Source organism: Ureibacillus aquaedulcis (genome assembly GCF_030418165.1).
In the GTDB taxonomy this organism is placed as follows: Bacteria; Bacillota; Bacilli; order Bacillales_A; family Planococcaceae; genus Ureibacillus; species Ureibacillus aquaedulcis.
Map to the genome: position 1 here is coordinate 61,617 of NZ_JAUHTQ010000013.1, position 17,326 is coordinate 78,942.

Sequence of the window (17,326 nt, forward strand, 5' to 3'; positions counted from 1 at the left end):
CCTAATAATTCTAATTACACATATAGTTTACTAGGTCTTACTTTCTGTATGCCATCCTTAATATTTGCTATACTGTTGAAGAAAACAACACTTTCATTCAATCTGTCTAATTGTAGGAGAGAAATATAATGAAATCCAATTCGAATCAAGCTTTGCGTACAAAGAATTTCTTAAAAAAGGCATTTATTGAACTGGTACACAAAAAGGGATTCAGTGCTGTTACAGTGAAGGATATTGTTGAGTATGCACAATATAATCGAACAACCTTTTATGTGTATTATCAAAACATTTTTGACCTCGTTGAAGAGTTAATGGATGAAATGTCTGAAGCCATTCAGTATAACAGCATGTCCAAGTATCAAAGTGATAGTCGGGTGAAAGTAACGGAGTTGACAACAAACTCCTTCGAATTGTTGTATTACATCTACGATCACCGCGATTACTTCACATTGCTGCTCTTGGAAGATACACTCCCCCACATTCACCGGCAACTGCCTGAAGCGATTTTTAGCTTACTGAAAGATCAATTTAATATAGAATACGGAGTTTCTTTTGTGGACGACTACTCCCAAAAGCGCTATATGGCCTATGGAACGGCGGGATTGATCTTGGACTGGATTGCAAAGGATTTTGATGTGACACCAAGTGAAATGACAGAACGTTTCATACGTATTCTAAATACCTTTGCCAGAGGGTTCGTAATAAAAGAAATCGACACGCACTAGAAATAGTTTATATTGGTGAAGAAATAAGATATTTAAATAGATAATATTTGGACCTTCGTAGATTAAACTTAATTATCCTTTCAATCTAACAATTTAAGCATATTTACTTTGCCCTAAAATTTATTAATCCCGGATAATATTACCTATAACAAGAAACATGAAAAGGCAACCTCCCATAAGAGAGAGTTGCCTTCTTTTAAAATCAGTTGCGATATACAAAGACCGTGTGCAGAGTGTTTGTTGCAATACAGCTTGAAGATGGTTTAAGAAATTAACTAGACTCTATTCTATTTATTTTCTACATTTAATAGAATCCCCGTAAGAATGTTTTTATTAATCTCCTCCCCCGCCGCCACAGCTTGAACAAGAACTACCGGATGAGCAAGAGCTGCAGGAGCTTCCCGACCCGCAACTAGTACAACTTGATGAGCTGTTGCTGCTTATCTTCATATAACTTGCAAACTCGTCATAGTGAAAATAAGAGACAGACATAAACGGAACGAGCATTGCGTTGTAATTTTGCTGAGTTTTACTTCTTTTCATCATTTCACGTACGATACTTTTTTCATATTCTTTTACTCTATTTGCGGTTTTTTTCATGGATGAAACAAGCGCGAGGACAGTAGTCATATATTTACTATCTCTCTTAAAATAGATATCTATAAGTTCATCTTCACTTAATTCTTCAAACTCATCAATAAGGGTTGGATGTACAGGGTTTCTGAAAAATCCATTATAAAGATGGATATTCTCCTTTCTTATGAAAAAAAGCTCGGCATACACCCAATCAAAAAATCCCCGTAAATCCGGATCAGGTTCTACATTTATATTTGGCCTGTGATGAAGTGTTGTCCCTAGATATTTCTTGGAAAATTCATCATATTCACGGGTAAACATGAGCATCTGATGCCAAAGTTCATCCACTTTTTCACTAAACATCGGCGACTCTTTTAATAGTGAAGTCAAAATAAAATAACGTTTTAGATCGATGAGGCGCCACTCGTACTCATGCTCTTTTAACCTACGCTCTTTGTGAACCCGCGCTTCGACGTTAGCCATAAAACCTTTACTTAGCGATTGCTCCAGGTTATCGCCTAGTTTTTTTAAGCCTTTAATTTGTTTTATCTCCAAGGATTCCGGAGATAGACCAAATTTAAATGAGCTTTTTTTGCTTAAAAATAAAATAAGGCAAATCAAAACTGCTAGGAAGAGTAACCATTCCATCTTATCTCTCCATTCCACCTTAAAGTATTTTATTCGTCTTTATGAGTACTATCTTTAACTAATATGGAAATAATTCCGCTAAAAATATATACGTCCGAAAGGGAATATAGTTTCAGAAAAGGGGCCTGAAGGATATTCCTTACATTTGTAAATAAAAAAGAACGAACTCCTCAATAAGAATCCGTTCTTGGTTACTGATTATACTAACTGTAACCACGCAAAATATTGCAGCACAATAGTACAGTGAGATTATTACATATTTAACGTGTATCTGGATAAACTTGTCCATCACCATCTCCGCGCTTTCCAACTCCTATTAACGCTGGCAGCTGGGGCAAAAGTAAGTTTTCCGTGATGAGATTTCATCTTTTTCAATGGGAGTATTGCAACGAGAACATTCTTTGCCTTCTTTATCGTAGACATAAAATTGGTAGCCTCCTGTTTTGTCATCGCCCTTATATAGCGCATTTTCCATATAGCCACCTTGTTCGACTCCTTTTTTAAGGATAAATTGAATCGAATGATACAGCCTGGTTACTTGTTGATCGTCTAGCTCATTGATTTTTTTATGGGGGCGAATCTCTGCATGCCAAAGAATCTCGTCTGAATATCCATTCCCTATTCCAGCAAGCACTTCTTGATTGATTAATGTGGTTTTAATCGTTCCCTTTCTTTTCTCCATTAGCTGCTGAAAGGCATCCAATGTAAAATCAGGCTGGAGCACTTCAGGTCCAAGTTTTTCAAACTCTTCCTTAACCTCTTCTGGTGATAAAAGATGCAGGTAGCCCAATCGCAGTCCAATGAAATAAAGATGCTGTTCCCCAAAGGAAAGCTTTACTTGAATGGTCCTGTCTGGTTTATCTTCTTCTTTCCCAAAAAACATCCACCCACCAAGCATCAAATGCAACAGTAAATAGGAATCATCCTGCAGTTGGAAAACTAAATACTTGGCTCTTCTGGTAATCGTTTTTATCGTTTGATTGGAAACCCTTGCAGTAAACCGCTCAACCGGTACATTAATCGACTTTTCCCGCCCAATCTCAACGTTTGTAATTTCTTGCCCACCTATCAATGAGCCCAGCAATGTTTTATATGTTTCCATCTCCGGCAATTCAGGCATAGTTTTATCCTCCATTTTATAATCTGTATATACAGTATTTCCTATTGGAGGGTTATTATGAATACTGGCGTTGAGGAACGTTACTAAACTTCCTTGATTCGTTGAAAATACACTTTCTGCAACAAGCAAAAAGAACGGATTTTTCAACTCAACAATACAACAAAAAATCCCTCAAAACACGATGAGGGATAGTAAAGCCATATTGCAGTTTATGATGTATTGCTTTTATTATGCAAATAATCTTACATCAGTTTGGAGGCGTTAATTGCTTAGTTAATTGTCTCTTTCTAGATTTATAACTGTTCCAGGCTTTCACTAAATTTGTTGCCTCCTGTTTTGGATTATCAGCCTCAGTCACAGCTGATACGACAAAGAAACCATCTACTCCAGTTTGCGCAAGAGAAGGTATATCAGCGAGCTTTACACCACCGCCAACGACGACCGGAATCGAACTAATCTCAGATATTTTAGCAATATCAGCAAGACTTCTTGTAATTACCTTGCCATCTTTTCCAAGTCCACAATCGGGTTTTGTTTGTGTTTCACGCAACGGTCCGACACCAAAATAATCAAGTTGAGAAACATCCTCCGTTTTTATATACTCAAATAATTCATCTGCTCGAGCAGATAAACCCACAATGGAATCTTCACCTAAATATTCACGACAAACATTCACCGGTATATCCGTTTGCCCCACATGAATGCCATCCACTTTTATTCCTTGTTTTCTCGCAGCTAAAACAATATCAAGCCGGTCATTTACAAGCAGCGCAACCTCTTGGGATTTTCCAGCCTCTTCAATGGCTTCTGCCGCGTGACGCGTTAGCCCAATCAGTTCTTTGGCAGAGGCAACTTTGGAACGAATTTGAATGCAAGTAAAACCTGCATTCACTGCATCTTTAATAATTGTCGCAACTGGACGACCTTTAGTATTTTCAGGACCTACAACTAAGTATTTGGAAATATCAATTTTTTTTACGGGACCCATTTTATCCTCCTAAAATATCATTTACTTTATCCACTTTTGTATTGATCGTATTAGTATATCCTGGTCGAATATCTGCTTTTAAGACAACTTCCGTCCGAATTCCTTTTTCAGCAAGGACAAATGTAGCTTCTTTTACTACTTTCATTACTTCATCCCATTCGCCCTCGATCTCCGTAAACATAGATGTAGTTCGATTTGGCAATCCTGACTCCCGAATAACTTTCACAACTTCAGCAACTTCATTTGCCAATTCAGTGCCTATACCAAGCGGCGCAATAGCAACTGCTACCAATGTATTCATAAGACTAAACCTCCTCCATATCAAATGAATTGCCCGCAATTTCTTCAGCCTTTGCTTTATATAATTCATCCAAAAATTGAACTTGGAAACTTCCTGGCCCATCCACCTTGAGTTCGGCCCGTTTTCCGGCTAGATTGTACAGCGCAGATGCGGTAAGTGCCGCGATAAATGGCGAAGTTGCCGTTGCATACACAGCTACGACTCCACCTAACGAGCAACCTGCACCCGTGATTTTCTCCATGAAGTGCGAACCTCCATAAGAAACAGCCATAATAGAGCCGTCTGTTATTAAATCCGTTTCACCTGAGACAGCAACGGCGCCTCCTGTCCACTTAGCAAGCGCAATAGCTGCCGTTTTAGCCGCACTTACTGAATCCGTAGAATCAACACCTCTAACATTCGACTCGTCTGTACCTCCATCTAGTCCCCATAAACCAGCTAATGCGATAATTTCCGAAGCATTACCTCTGATAATTGTTGGTTTATATTCCTTAAATTGTTGTAAAATCTGCGTTCTAAGAGAACCAATACCTACAGCAACAGGATCTAGTACCCAAGGCTTTCCTGTTTCATGCAAAACCTTTGCTGCATAAGGTAACGTCTCCTCATAAATCGGTAACAACGTTCCCATATTGACATACATAGCTCCGCCAGCCTTTGCCAAAAACTCTGCCTCATCCGGCAAGTACACCATCGCGGCAGATCCACCAACTGCAAGCTGTGCATTCGCCACAAAATTAATCGTTACAGAGTTCGTAATGGAACCAGCGATCGGATTTGTCCGCCTTACCATTTCAACCGTCTGCCTAATTTTGCTTTGAATCTCCTGTTTACTAACCATTTTCCAATCACCTTTCTATATCACTCTATATACGAACGAATAGATTACAAGGCAGGGTTTTACAGGTATAAATTCACTAAGGCCGAATAAAAAAGTGCTCTCCCATTAAATATAAATAGGAAAAGCACAATTCGAATCACTGCTCATAAATCTAATGAATCGCTTCCCTACGCCAGTATTAACTGACAGGTTCAAAGAGTCAGGTTTTAACCTTCTCAACTCCAAAGAGTCCCCCCGCAATATTTACTATTCAGTTTGTTATAACACATACTATCAATTGATATCTCGAATGTCAAATTATGCTAGTTCTAGCCATGCGACTGCTTCACAGTGAGTTTAGTGTAGTAGCAGCACAGAGATGTTGGAGGGTTTATGCATCTAAGCTAGATTCCTCTAAAATAATAATCCAGCTTATTTTTCATTAATATTTACCAGTTGTTTCTTATTCTATTCAAGTACTCCGTTTAATATTCTCCAATAGTTTTTTTCTCCTATTGTACTTACAATTTCAATATTCTTATATAATTTATCGATACTTTATCTTCACAGAAGAATCTTCTGCCATTCTATACGACCCATAATAAAATAATGATATTTTATCATTTTATATAAAAAATGCAAAATTTACACTATATTCATATTCCAGTAATCTTATTTATACATTTGCTTCCTATAATTCAGTACGTTAGGCAATCACCATTTTAGGAGGAACTTTCAATGCAAAAAAGAGTAAAAAAAGTAATACCATTAATCGCAACAAGCATTCTTGCCACTGCAGCTTTTACTGCACAAGCTTTTACTACTGATGGAAATAGCAAAACAGCAGCAGCAAAACAATTAACCCAAGAAGAAGTAAAACAAAAGAATAAGACTTGGCTTGCAGGTGATCATCACGTCCATAGTGAATGGAGTGTTGGTTGGGACAACTCTACAAATCCTCCGACACCCATTCAAGGCGGAGATGCTATTTACCCAATAGTGAAAAATGCTGAAAACGCAACAAAATACGGGCTTGACTGGGTTATGACAACGGATCATGGTGGCCCTAACCATTCAAAGGTAAATTTAGAGCAAGCTTATCCTGAACTATTAAAATCACGTGAAGCATTTCCAGAGCTAATTCAATTTTATGGAATGGAATTTGATACTCCTGCTGCAGACCACAGTACATTAATGATCCCTAAAGTGGATAACGAATCACAAATTCTTTACGGTATCGAAAGTCAATTTAATAAACGCGAACCCTATCCAAACGATGGTAGCAGGGATACTGAATCTACCATGATTGACGCTTTAAATTATATGTTAACAGAACTGGATGAGGACGAACAGCCAATTCATATCGCTCACCACCCATCACGTTCAGCAACAGGTGATGGCGAGTGGGGGCAAGATACACCTGAGGAGTTCCGTAATTGGAACGATTTAGCCCCTACTATCTCAATAGGGATGGAAGGGGCTCCGGGCCATCAAGCTTCAGCATTAACTCCTGATGGCGAACTTGATAATGGAGCTCGAGGTTCATATAACAACTACCCAACAATGGGTGGATTTGATCAAATGGCTGCTAAGGTTGGCGGTCTTTGGGATTCTATGCTTGGAGAAGGAAGACACTGGTGGATTACTGCAACATCCGACTCACATGTCAACTGGCGGGATGGAGGTAGCGACTTCTGGCCAGGTGAATATTCCAAAACGTATGTAAAAGCTGAAAAAGACTACGATGATATCATGGAAAGTCTTCGTGGCGGAAATGTCTTTGTTACTACAGGTGACCTAATTTCCGAATTGGATATGAAAGTTCAAGCAGGTGGGAAATCACCATTATTTGCACAATCTAACGGAAATTCGGCAACTTTGGGTGAAACGCTTACTTTACCTGGAAAAACCAAGGATGTAACGGTAACAATTCGCATGAAAGACCCAAATGCCGCCAACGCCAATGGAGATAAACCAGAAGTAAAACGCGTTGATTTAATCATGGGAGAAGTTACTGGCGCAGTAGAAGATCGCTCCATTGCGACAAACCCAACTACAAAAGTTGTTAAACGCTTCACGGAGGAAGACTGGACAAAAAATGGAGAATACATTGAAATCACTTATACTTTAGAATCTGTTGAAAATGACAGCTATATCCGTTTACGTGGTACGAACACAGATGAATTGGAACCAGCAACAGATCCTCGTGGGGAAGACCCATGGACAGATCTTTGGTTCTACTCAAACCCTGTATTTATCAAAACTGATAAATAATCTAAAAATAAGACGAGGAGACGCTTAACTCCTTGTCTTTCCATATTCTTAACGCTTGTTAATAACCAACCAAAAACGGGGTAGATCTAATGAAAAAACTATTTTTACTTATTTTGCTAGTACTTTCAATTACCACAACCGTTCAACTCCCTTCTACATATGCTCATTCTAATAATAGTGAAGGTTACTCTATGATTGAAGTAACTGATCATAATATTAATTATGAACTGAAGGTGGATCTCGCGGAACTCGGTCATGCAATGAATCAGGAATTGGACAATCAACAGTTATTTAATACAAAAATAGTTCAGAATTATATTAATTCTCGCATTGAACTTTATGCGGATAGCATTAAACTGGAAGGAACAATTGAAAGGTCCGGTGTAGAAACGATTAGTAACAAACAGTTTGCTGTCATGAACCTAACATATGAACTTGGTGATAAACCTCAAAAACTAGTACTAAATTATAATATGTTTTTAGATGATTCAGACCCAAGTCATGCTAACTACGCAACTGTTACATTTGATGGTGAACAACAGGAAGAAGTTCTTACCTTTGAATCGAGAGAGCTAGAAATTGGTGAAATGAATTTCGTTCAAAACGTATTACAGTTTCTATTACTGGGATTAAAGCATATCTTTACAGGCTATGATCATATTCTGTTTGTTATCAGCTTATTATTTGGAATAAAGACCATCAGAAATACTTTCACTTTGGTAACTGCATTTACGATTGCCCATAGTATCACCTTAGCCCTTGCAACGTTGGATATTGTACATCTACCAAGTAGTTTTGTAGAAGCTGCTATTGCTTTAAGTATAATTTATGTAGCACTTATTAATATTTTTAACCCTGATTCAAAGCATCAGCCATGGCTTGCCTTTGCCTTTGGTCTTGTCCACGGATTCGGTTTTGCAGGAATCCTTTCTGAAATGAGACTAGATGCAAGTCACCTAGCTACTTCTCTAATATCTTTCAATATCGGGATTGAAATAGGCCAACTGGTTATTGTAGCTATCGTATTCCCTATTCTTCTCTGGCTGAAAACATTAACTTTCAAACCATCTAAATGGGTAATTCCTGGAGCTTCAGTAGCAATCTTAGCCTTTGGATTCCTTTGGTTTATTGAAAGAGCATTTTAATTTCCACAACCGTTTCCTTAAAAAGCAAAAGAACGAATCCTTTCGTCAGGACTCGTTCTTTTTAATTATTATTTTAATTCCAGCCATGCGACTGCTTCACAGTGTGTCGTCTGCGGGAACATGTCCACCGGCTGGATTTCCATTGTTTTGTAGCCACCGTCTTCTAGGACGCGAAGATCGCGAGCGAGTGTACCAGGGTTACATGACACGTATACCACCCGTTTTGGTTTTTGCTCGACGATTGTTGTCAGTAATGCTTCGTCGCAGCCTTTGCGCGGCGGGTCGACAACTAGTACATCTGCTTCTTTCCCATCTGCGTACCAGCGTGGGATGACCTCTTCTGCCGGACCAGCTTCAAAGTAAGTATTGGTGAAGCCATTTAATTCAGAATTGCGTTTCGCGTCTTCTATTGCTTGCTCAACGATTTCCACACCCATTACAGATTTGGCTTTTTGCGCTAAGAATAATGAAATTGTTCCGATACCACAGTAAGCATCAATCACTCGTTCATTACCAGTTAGTTGTGCGTAGTCTAAGGCTTGTTTGTATAATACTTCTGTTTGAACCGGGTTTACTTGATAGAACGAGCGGGCTGAAATCTCAAAGCGGACACCACCGATTGTATCCTCGATGAAATCTTTCCCCCAAAGTGTAACCGTCTCATTTCCAAGAATCACATTTGTTTTTTCAATGTTAATGTTTTGAACAATTGACGTCACATTTGGTACCAGCTTTTGAATCAAAGCAATTGCCGCTTCTTTTTGAGGGAACTTATGTTTATTCGTGACAAGCACAATCATGACTTCTCCTGTTGCCCGTCCTTTACGAACTACTACATGGCGCAGCATGCCCTGATGAGAAGCTTCATTATAAGGTTGCAAACCGATTTCCATAAGTTCCTTTTTAAGGTTGGCCATCATCGCATCTGCTTCACTCACCTGAATTAAACAACGTTCCATATCCACGATTTCGTGTGATTTTGATTTATAAAAGCCAGCAATCGGACCAGTTTCCGTCATTGAAAATGGAATTTGGGACTTGTTTCTGTAATTCCACGGGTCCTGCATTCCTTTTACAGGCAATACTGGAGCATCAATCTTCCCGATTCGCTTCATTAAATTACGGACCATGTTTTCCTTCCATTTCAGCTGCCCTTCATATGATAGATGCTGAAGCTGGCAGCCCCCACATTTGCCGAAGTAAATACATGGTGCCTTCACTCGGTCGGGTGATTCTTTTATAATGTCTACGATTTTGGCGAATCCGTAATTTTTTAGCGTTTTTAATACATGTACTTCCACGGTTTCTTGGGGTAGTGCTCCTTGGATAAATAAAGGGAATCCATCAATCTTTGCTACACCATTGCCATCATGTGTTAAATCTTCTATATAAACTGTTTTACGATCATTTTTCTTAACTGGTGCTACCATCTTCCGTCCTCCATTTCAGTGCTTTTATAGTAGCATAAATAAAGACGACTCAAAAGAAAATTGAGTCGTCTTTATTTTCTGCGCCGGAAGCCTGCGTCAGGCGCATAAATACTTTTATATGAAACCATAACCTTACCTAATTCAAAGTATATATTCAAAAGGATTTTCACCAACTCAACAGTAAGTTGAGTTGACTTTATTTTCTGCGCCGAAAGCCTGCGTCAGGCGCATAAACAATAAATGAAAAGTATTATTTTCTTAAAACACTTCTCCATATAATCAAAAGAAAATTGAGTCGTCTTTATTTTCTGCGCCGAAAGCCTGCGTCAGGCGCATAAACAATAAATGAAAAGTATTATTTTCTTAAAACACTTCTCCATATAATCAAAAGAAAATTGAGTCGTCTTTATTTTCTGCGCCGGAAGCCTGCGTCAGGCGCATAAATACTTTTATATGAAACCATAACCTTACCTAATTCAAAGTATATATTCAAAAGGATTTCACCAACTCAACAGTAAGTTGAGTTGACTTTATTTTCTGCGCCGAAAGCCTGCGTCAGGCGCAAAAATACTTTTATATGAAACCATAACCTTACCTAATTCAAAGTATATATTCAAAAGGATTTTCACCAACTCAACAGTAAGTTGAGTTGACTTTATTTTCTGCGCCGAAAGCCTGCGTCAGGCGCATAAATACTTTTATATGAAACCATAACCTTACCTAATTCAAAGTATATATTCAAAAGGATTTCACCAACTCAACAGTAAGTTGAGTTGACTTTATTTTCTGCGCCGGAAGCCTGCGTCAGGCGCAAAAATCATGATGCACTTTTCAATTATAGACCGCAAACCAAAAGTACTTCATTACACTCATGATGCACTTTTCAGATGAATACAGCCAACCTAAAGTGCCTCATCACACCTATGATGCACTTCTCAAATGCAATCCAACACCCTAAAGTGCTTCATCCACCTATGATGCACTTCTCAAATGCAATCCAACACCCTAAAGTGCTTCATCCACCTATGATGCACTTCTCAAATGCAATCCAACACCCTAAAGTGCCTCATCACACCTATGATGCACTTTTTAAATGAAAACTAATACCTTAAAGTACTTCAACACTCCCTTGATGCACTTTTTAAATGAAATCCAACACCCAGAAGTGCTTCATCTTACTTATCAAACGCATTTCGAACGAATTTCTCCCTCCAAATGCGTTTCAGCTCACTTATCAAACGCATCTCAAACGAATTTCTCTCCCTAAATGCGTTTCAGCTCACTTATCAAACGCGTCTCAAATGAATTTCTCCCTCCAAATGCGTTTCAGCTCACAAACGCGTCTCAATCGAATTCCTCGCCCCACATGCGTTTCAGCTCACTTATCAAACGCGTCTCAAATGAATTTCTCCCTCCAAATGCGTTTCAGCTCACTTATCAAACGCATCTCAAACGAATTCCTCGCCCCAAATGCGTTTCAGCTCACTTATGAAACGCATCTCAAACGAATTTCTCTCCCTAAATGCGTTTCAGCTCACTTATCAAACGCTTCTCATGCACATTTCTCCCCCACATGCGTTAGATTCCACTTATGAAACGCGTCTCAAATGCATTTCTCCTCCCAAAAGCGTTTCATCTCCCCCATGAAACGCGTCTCAAATGCATTCCTCCCCCCACATGCTTTTCATCTCACTTATGAAACGCATCTCAAACGAATTTCTCCCCCAGAATACGTTTGATCTCACTTATAAAACGCATCTCAAACAGATTCCTCCCCCCACATGCGTTTCATCTCACCTATGAAACGCATCTCAAACGAATTTCTCCCCCAGAATATGTTTGATCTCACTTATAAAACGCATCTCAAACAGATTCCTCCCCCCCAAATGCTTTTTATATCATCGATGAAAAGCATCTCCAATGCATTTCACCCCGCTTACACGTTTCATCCTCTAAACACTCACTTATACCCTAAATAGCATAAAAAACCCACACAACAGTCAGCCTAATCCACGCTAACTGCCATATGGGTTACAAATCATCTTATTATTCTACTCGATCCAAGTCGCGGATGTCGTCGATTGGGACGAATACTTCGATATGTCTTTTTAGGTTGGTGAAGGTTACGGGTGCGTCGCCGCCGTATTCTCCATCCAGGTTGATGTGGATGTCTTCTTCATCAATGGGTGAGGTTACTTTGACAACACTTGCCTTTTGGTAGATTACGTTGGGGTCGTTAAGATGCTCTCCGCGTAAAGCCAATGATGCGATTCTAACAAAATCGGCGATATTACATTTTTTTAGGATCATCATGGTGAAGAGGCCATCGTTAATGCTTGCGTCAGGAGCAATTTTTTCAAATCCTCCAACCGAATTCGTTAAGCCACACAGGAACATCATGGCTTCCCCTTCGAATACCTCGTCATCATACTCAATCCGCATTGTTGTGGCTTTAATCGATGGGATCATCTCAATGCCCTTTAAGTAATAGGCAAGTTGTCCAAGAATGGTTTTCATTTTGCTTGGTACTTCGTATGTTAACTCAGTAATCCGACCACCCGCAGCAATATTAATAAAGTAGCGGTCATCATCTATTAATCCAACATCTACAGGAATTGTATCGCCTTTAACAATAATATCGATTGCCTCGTCGATTGCTCTTGGTACCCGGATTGCACGCGCAAAATCGTTTGTTGTTCCCATTGGTACGACACCCAATTTCGGTCGCTTTTCATATGGACTCATCCCCGCTACCACTTCATTTAAAGTACCGTCACCGCCAGCAGCTATGATAATATCAAATCCACGTTCAACTGCGTGGGCAGCAGCCACTTTAGCGTCTCCTTCACAAGTTGTCGCATGACAAGATGTTTCATAGCCTGCTGTTTCCAGTTTTTCCAGCACTTCAGGCAAATGCTTCCGGAATAGTTCCCTACCCGACGTTGGATTATAAATGATTCTCGCTCTTTTCATGTTTTTTCCATCCTATACCTTTTATTATGTAAAAACATATTTAGGCGTAAAGAGGTTCCCTTCAAATAAAAAATTTTTGAATTTGAAGAGAACTTCCACCTAAATCTATATTATGATAACGCTTTCGAGATGACTGTCTTCATATCTTCGTATACCCAGTTTGCACACTGTGGGTCTTTTACATATTTCTCCTGCAAGTTAGTATACATCTCTTTTTGCTTTTCTTCAAATGAAGGGTCGTCTTTTTCTGGAAGTTGTGCACGCATATCCATTACTAATTGTTGTAATTCCTTGGCACGCGGCCCCCATTTTCCAACAACTTCGCCTTGTTCACTTAAGATTAGATAAATGGGAATCCCTCGTCCGCCATTTGTTAAGTAGCGATCGATTAAATCTGTATCCGCATCACGGAATGCACAACGAATTTCTAGATCGGCTTCTTCAGCAATCTTGCGGATGACCGGGTTATTAAGCATCGCATCCCCGCACCAATCTTCTGTTATTGCTAAAATATGAGGTTTTTTTGCTTTTAATAATTGGAATACCTCATCTTCTGGGTTCACGTTAAAGTTCTCGTATACTTTAAAGCTCGGCTCTTTTAAATTTGTTGTCATTTGGTCCATGTACTCGGCCATTGTCATTGATTCTTCAAAATATTGTTGTTCAGTTTTCATACTAAAACCTCCATTCCTTATTAATTCCATTTTGCCTCTGATTTAAAAGAAATACAATTTTTCTGTTTCGAAAATAAAGCCCCTATAAGCCAAATTTAACATTCAACTTACAGGGGCTATATGGAATTATTTCGTGTTGCTCAAACTTGAAACCAGCTTATCTTTTATTGATTTCTTCAAGCAAGATCTTGTTGACCATTGGTGGGTTTGCTTGTCCTTTTGAAGCTTTCATGATTTGGCCTACCAGGAAGCCGATTGCACGGTCTTTCCCGTTTTTAAAGTCTTCGATGGATTGTGGGTTCGCATCAAGTACTTCTGTTACTAAGCCAAGCAGAACAGATGGGTCAGAGATTTGAACCAAACCTTTTGCTTTGACGATTTCGTTTGCGTCTCCACCGTTTTTCACAAGCTCAGTGAATACTTTTTTCGCAATTTTGGATGAGATAGTTCCATCTGCAATTATTTTCACCATACCCGCTAAGTTCTCAGGCGTTAATGGCGTATCAGCCAATTCTTTTTGTTCTGCGTTTAAGTAAGCTGATACATCTCCCATTAACCAGTTGGCAGAAAGTTTCGCGTCTGCTCCTTGTGCGACCATTTCATCAAAGAAATCAGAGATGACTTTGTTGACAACAAGCACACTTGCGTCGTAATTATTAAGCCCAAGTTCTTCAACATAGCGTTTTTTGCGAGCATCCGGAAGCTCAGGGATTGAAGCTTTTACGCGTTCGAGCCACTCATCATCGATATGAAGATCTACTAGGTCTGGTTCCGGGAAGTAACGGTAATCGTCTGTTCCTTCTTTTACGCGCATTAAGATTGTTTTGCCAGTCTTCTCATCGAAACGACGAGTTTCTTGTTTAATTTCTCCGCCGGACATTAAAACTTCTGCTTGGCGTACTTCTTCATGCTCAAGACCTTTACGTACAAAGTTGAATGAGTTCAAGTTTTTAAGCTCTGCCTTTGTACCAAATTCTTCTTGACCGTAAGGACGGATAGAGATGTTGGCGTCACAGCGAAGTGATCCTTCTTCCATACGTACATCAGAAACACCTGTATATTGAATAATTGCTTTTAACTTTTCAAGATACGCATAAGCTTCTGCTGGTGTGCGGATATCCGGCTCGGAAACGATTTCCACAAGTGGTGTACCTTGACGGTTAAAGTCTACTAAAGAATAGCCTTCACCATGTGTCAATTTACCAGCATCTTCTTCCATATGAAGACGGGTAATCCCGATTTTTTTCGTATAGCCCGGTTGACCGTCAGTACCTTCGATTTCGATTTCAATCCAGCCATTTTCGCCGATTGGTTTATCAAATTGAGAGATTTGATAAGCTTTTGGATTGTCTGGATAGAAGTAGTTTTTGCGGTCAAATTTAGTTTGCTGGTTGATATCCATGTTAAGTGCAAGTGCAGCTTTCATAGCATAATCAACAACGTTTTTGTTCAACACTGGTAATACACCTGGGTAACCAAGGTCAATTACTGTTGTATTTGTATTTGGCTCCGCCCCAAAATGATTTGGAGCTGGAGAGAAAATTTTAGAATTTGTTTTTAACTCTACGTGTACTTCTAGACCGATAACTGTTTCAAAGTTCATGATTATTTACCCTCCCAAAGTTGAGGAGTTTGTGTATGGAAATCCGTCGCTTGTTCATAAGCGTAAGCTGTGCGATAGATTGTTTCCTCATCAAAATGCTTCCCGATGATTTGTAAACCTAGAGGAAGTCCGTTTTCAAAACCACAAGGAATTGAAATCGCAGGAACGCCCGCAAGGTTGATCGGAATCGTTAAGATGTCATTTGCGTACATCGTCATTGGATCGTCAATATTTTGACCCACTTTGAATGCCGCTGTCGGTGCAGTAGGACCAACAATGACATCATAGTTTTCAAACACTTTATCATAATCTTGTTTAATTAATGTACGTGTTTGCTGTGCTTTTTTGTAGTAGGCATCATAAGTTCCGGCACTTAAAGAATAAGTACCCAGCATAATACGGCGTTTTACTTCATCGCCAAAGCCTTGGGAACGTGTTTCTTTATAAAGCTCCATTAAATTTTTCACGCCTTCAGCACGGAAACCGTAACGGATTCCATCGAAACGTGAAAGGTTGGATGAAGCCTCTGAAGATGAAAGAATATAGTAAGCTGCTAATGCGTATTTCGAGTGTGGCAGTGATACTTCTTCAACAGTGGCACCTAGACCTTTTAATACTTCAAGAGCTTGCAATACTGATTTTTTCACTTCTTCGTTAACACCTTCACCAAGGTATTCTTTTGGTACTGCAATACGTAAGCCTTTAATGTCACCATTTAACTTAGAGGCATAGTTTGGTACCGGCACGTCCGCTGAAGTTGAGTCGTTAGCGTCCACTCCTGCAATTGCTTCTAAAAGAAGTGCATTATCATAGACATTACGAGTAATTGGCCCGATTTGGTCAAGTGAAGAAGCGAATGCTACTAAACCAAAACGAGATACACGGCCATAAGTAGGTTTCATACCTACAACACCACAATAAGCTGCCGGTTGACGGATTGAACCACCTGTATCGGAACCTAAAGAGAATGGTACTTCACCGGCTGCAACTGAAGCTGCAGATGCACCTGAAGACCCCCCTGGTACATGTTCAAGGTTCCATGGGTTTTTTGTTGTTTTATAGGCAGAGTTTTCGTTTGATGAACCCATTGCGAATTCATCCATGTTAAGCTTTCCAACTGTTACCATGCCTGCTTCACGCAGTTTTTTCACTACTGTTGCATCATAGATAGGCATGAAGCCTTCCAGTATTTTAGAAGCACAAGTTGTTTCTAGCCCTTCTGTTACGATGTTGTCTTTAACACCGATAGGCAACCCGAAAAGTGGACCGCGTTCTTCAAATGGTACTTGATCCATTTGTGCGGCTTGTTCAGTTGCCTTTTCTTTATTTAAAGCTAAGAAAGCTTGTACATCGTTATCTAGGTTTTCGATACGGGCAAATGCTTCGTTCGTTAAGTCGGCGATTTTGAATTCGCCGTTATGTAGGCCTTCTTGCAGTTCTTTTGATGAAAGTTTGAATAACGTCATGAGGTGACCTCCTTTTACTCTCTTTTTAGTCTTCTAAAATTGGTGGTACTTTAACCTGACCATCCACTTGTTCTTTAACGTTTTGCATCATTGCATCGCGATCCAGACCTTTTTGTGCAACGTCCTCACGCATCACGTTGACGATTGGCAATACATGTGATGTTGGTTCTACATTTGTCGTGTCCAGTTCATTTAATGTTTGTGCGAAGTCAGTAATTTTCCCTAATTGGTCTGCAAATTTTTCTGCCTCTTCATCCGTAATAGCAAGACGAGCTAAATGTGCAACGTGTTTTACTTCTTCTTTTGATAATTTCGCCATCAATTTACACCTCCGATATTCTAAAGCGTGGCAATAATCATTAATTGTACCACCTTTAGTGAAATAAATCATAAATTTGGATAAAAATGCGAACATTCTTGTCAATGTTCGTCACATTAGGTAATGAGTAATTCCTCTACCAATTTAATACATTGAATCAAACTCTATTATCGCCTTATGTTATATAAATTCAAACATGTGAATCCGAAATAAATAAGATAACTGATTAAAGTGAGATTTTGATTGGTACTATAATATGTGTTC

Annotated in this window: 14 protein-coding genes and 1 riboswitch; of the genes, 3 read left to right on the plus strand and 11 right to left on the minus strand. The window is 39.3% G+C overall.

Going from position 1 to position 17,326, the window contains the following annotated elements; all coding sequences use genetic code 11:
- Positions 1–128 precede the first annotated feature (128 nt).
- Positions 129–725, plus strand: coding sequence for a TetR/AcrR family transcriptional regulator (locus QYB95_RS15065; protein ID WP_301139183.1), 597 nt, complete (start codon positions 129–131; stop codon positions 723–725).
- 333 nt (positions 726–1,058) lie between these two features.
- On the opposite strand, the gene QYB95_RS15070 is transcribed toward QYB95_RS15065, so the two are convergent.
- The 5 genes from QYB95_RS15070 to thiM all read right to left on the minus strand — a co-directional run bounded on the left by QYB95_RS15070 (position 1,059) and on the right by thiM (position 5,199).
- A complete protein-coding gene (locus QYB95_RS15070) occupies positions 1,059–1,949 on the minus strand; it encodes a glycine-rich domain-containing protein (protein ID WP_301139184.1) in 891 nt (296 codons plus the stop codon).
- Positions 1,950–2,265: 316 nt separating this feature from the next.
- Positions 2,266–3,069: a bifunctional DNA-formamidopyrimidine glycosylase/DNA-(apurinic or apyrimidinic site) lyase gene (gene mutM, locus QYB95_RS15075; RefSeq protein WP_301139185.1), complete on the minus strand. Its 804-nt coding sequence runs from the start codon at positions 3,067–3,069 to the stop codon at positions 2,266–2,268.
- 247 nt (positions 3,070–3,316) lie between these two features.
- Positions 3,317–4,057, minus strand: a complete 741-nt coding sequence (locus QYB95_RS15080) for a thiamine phosphate synthase (RefSeq protein WP_301139186.1) — start codon at positions 4,055–4,057, stop codon at positions 3,317–3,319.
- A gap of 1 nt (position 4,058) precedes the next feature.
- Positions 4,059–4,358 (minus strand): MTH1187 family thiamine-binding protein, encoded by a 300-nt coding sequence (locus QYB95_RS15085; protein ID WP_301139187.1) that lies wholly within the window; start codon positions 4,356–4,358, stop codon positions 4,059–4,061.
- A gap of 4 nt (positions 4,359–4,362) precedes the next feature.
- Positions 4,363–5,199 carry a hydroxyethylthiazole kinase gene (thiM, locus tag QYB95_RS15090; RefSeq protein WP_301139188.1) on the minus strand — a complete coding sequence of 279 codons (837 nt, stop codon included), beginning with the start codon at positions 5,197–5,199 and terminating at the stop codon, positions 4,363–4,365.
- A 146-nt stretch (positions 5,200–5,345) separates the two neighbouring features.
- Positions 5,346–5,445, minus strand: a riboswitch (TPP riboswitch).
- A gap of 471 nt (positions 5,446–5,916) precedes the next feature.
- Here thiM and QYB95_RS15095 point away from each other — a divergent pair.
- Both QYB95_RS15095 and QYB95_RS15100 read left to right on the plus strand, forming a co-directional pair.
- Positions 5,917–7,452 carry a CehA/McbA family metallohydrolase domain-containing protein gene (locus QYB95_RS15095; RefSeq protein ID WP_301139189.1) on the plus strand — a complete coding sequence of 512 codons (1,536 nt, stop codon included), beginning with the start codon at positions 5,917–5,919 and terminating at the stop codon, positions 7,450–7,452.
- An 89-nt stretch (positions 7,453–7,541) separates the two neighbouring features.
- The gene (locus QYB95_RS15100; RefSeq protein ID WP_301139190.1) at positions 7,542–8,597 is read left to right on the plus strand and encodes a HupE/UreJ family protein; all 1,056 of its coding nucleotides are present in this window, start codon (positions 7,542–7,544) and stop codon (positions 8,595–8,597) included.
- Between the two features lie 68 nt (positions 8,598–8,665).
- On the opposite strand, the gene rlmD is transcribed toward QYB95_RS15100, so the two are convergent.
- The 6 genes from rlmD to gatC form a co-directional block, all read right to left on the minus strand.
- Entirely contained in the window at positions 8,666–10,027 is a 1,362-nt protein-coding gene (rlmD, locus tag QYB95_RS15105) for a 23S rRNA (uracil(1939)-C(5))-methyltransferase RlmD (protein ID WP_301139192.1), read from the minus strand.
- Positions 10,028–12,073: 2,046 nt separating this feature from the next.
- Entirely contained in the window at positions 12,074–13,000 is a 927-nt protein-coding gene (locus tag QYB95_RS15110; protein ID WP_301139194.1) for a diacylglycerol kinase, read from the minus strand.
- A gap of 110 nt (positions 13,001–13,110) precedes the next feature.
- Positions 13,111–13,674 (minus strand): thioredoxin family protein, encoded by a 564-nt coding sequence (locus QYB95_RS15115; RefSeq protein ID WP_301139196.1) that lies wholly within the window; start codon positions 13,672–13,674, stop codon positions 13,111–13,113.
- Positions 13,675–13,831: 157 nt separating this feature from the next.
- Complete coding sequence (gene gatB / locus QYB95_RS15120) at positions 13,832–15,277, minus strand: Asp-tRNA(Asn)/Glu-tRNA(Gln) amidotransferase subunit GatB (protein ID WP_301139197.1); 1,446 nt, start codon at positions 15,275–15,277, stop codon at positions 13,832–13,834.
- 2 nt (positions 15,278–15,279) lie between these two features.
- Positions 15,280–16,743, minus strand: coding sequence for an Asp-tRNA(Asn)/Glu-tRNA(Gln) amidotransferase subunit GatA (gene gatA / locus QYB95_RS15125; RefSeq protein WP_301139198.1), 1,464 nt, complete (start codon positions 16,741–16,743; stop codon positions 15,280–15,282).
- A 25-nt stretch (positions 16,744–16,768) separates the two neighbouring features.
- Complete coding sequence (gene gatC / locus QYB95_RS15130) at positions 16,769–17,062, minus strand: Asp-tRNA(Asn)/Glu-tRNA(Gln) amidotransferase subunit GatC (RefSeq protein ID WP_301139199.1); 294 nt, start codon at positions 17,060–17,062, stop codon at positions 16,769–16,771.
- Positions 17,063–17,326: the final 264 nt, after the last annotated feature.

Coding starts and splice junctions, on each gene's coding strand:
- QYB95_RS15080 (WP_301139186.1), bottom strand. CDS start 4,057: ATGGGTCCCGTAAAAAAAATTGATATTTCCAAATACTTAGTTGTAGGT.
- gatC (WP_301139199.1), bottom strand. CDS start 17,062: ATGGCGAAATTATCAAAAGAAGAAGTAAAACACGTTGCACATTTAGCT.
- QYB95_RS15070 (WP_301139184.1), bottom strand. CDS start 1,949: ATGGAATGGTTACTCTTCCTAGCAGTTTTGATTTGCCTTATTTTATTT.
- QYB95_RS15085 (WP_301139187.1), bottom strand. CDS start 4,358: ATGAATACATTGGTAGCAGTTGCTATTGCGCCGCTTGGTATAGGCACT.
- QYB95_RS15100 (WP_301139190.1), top strand. CDS start 7,542: ATGAAAAAACTATTTTTACTTATTTTGCTAGTACTTTCAATTACCACA.
- QYB95_RS15065 (WP_301139183.1), top strand. CDS start 129: ATGAAATCCAATTCGAATCAAGCTTTGCGTACAAAGAATTTCTTAAAA.
- thiM (WP_301139188.1), bottom strand. CDS start 5,199: ATGGTTAGTAAACAGGAGATTCAAAGCAAAATTAGGCAGACGGTTGAA.
- rlmD (WP_301139192.1), bottom strand. CDS start 10,027: ATGGTAGCACCAGTTAAGAAAAATGATCGTAAAACAGTTTATATAGAA.
- gatB (WP_301139197.1), bottom strand. CDS start 15,277: ATGAACTTTGAAACAGTTATCGGTCTAGAAGTACACGTAGAGTTAAAA.
- QYB95_RS15110 (WP_301139194.1), bottom strand. CDS start 13,000: ATGAAAAGAGCGAGAATCATTTATAATCCAACGTCGGGTAGGGAACTA.
- mutM (WP_301139185.1), bottom strand. CDS start 3,069: ATGCCTGAATTGCCGGAGATGGAAACATATAAAACATTGCTGGGCTCA.
- QYB95_RS15115 (WP_301139196.1), bottom strand. CDS start 13,674: ATGAAAACTGAACAACAATATTTTGAAGAATCAATGACAATGGCCGAG.
- gatA (WP_301139198.1), bottom strand. CDS start 16,743: ATGACGTTATTCAAACTTTCATCAAAAGAACTGCAAGAAGGCCTACAT.
- QYB95_RS15095 (WP_301139189.1), top strand. CDS start 5,917: ATGCAAAAAAGAGTAAAAAAAGTAATACCATTAATCGCAACAAGCATT.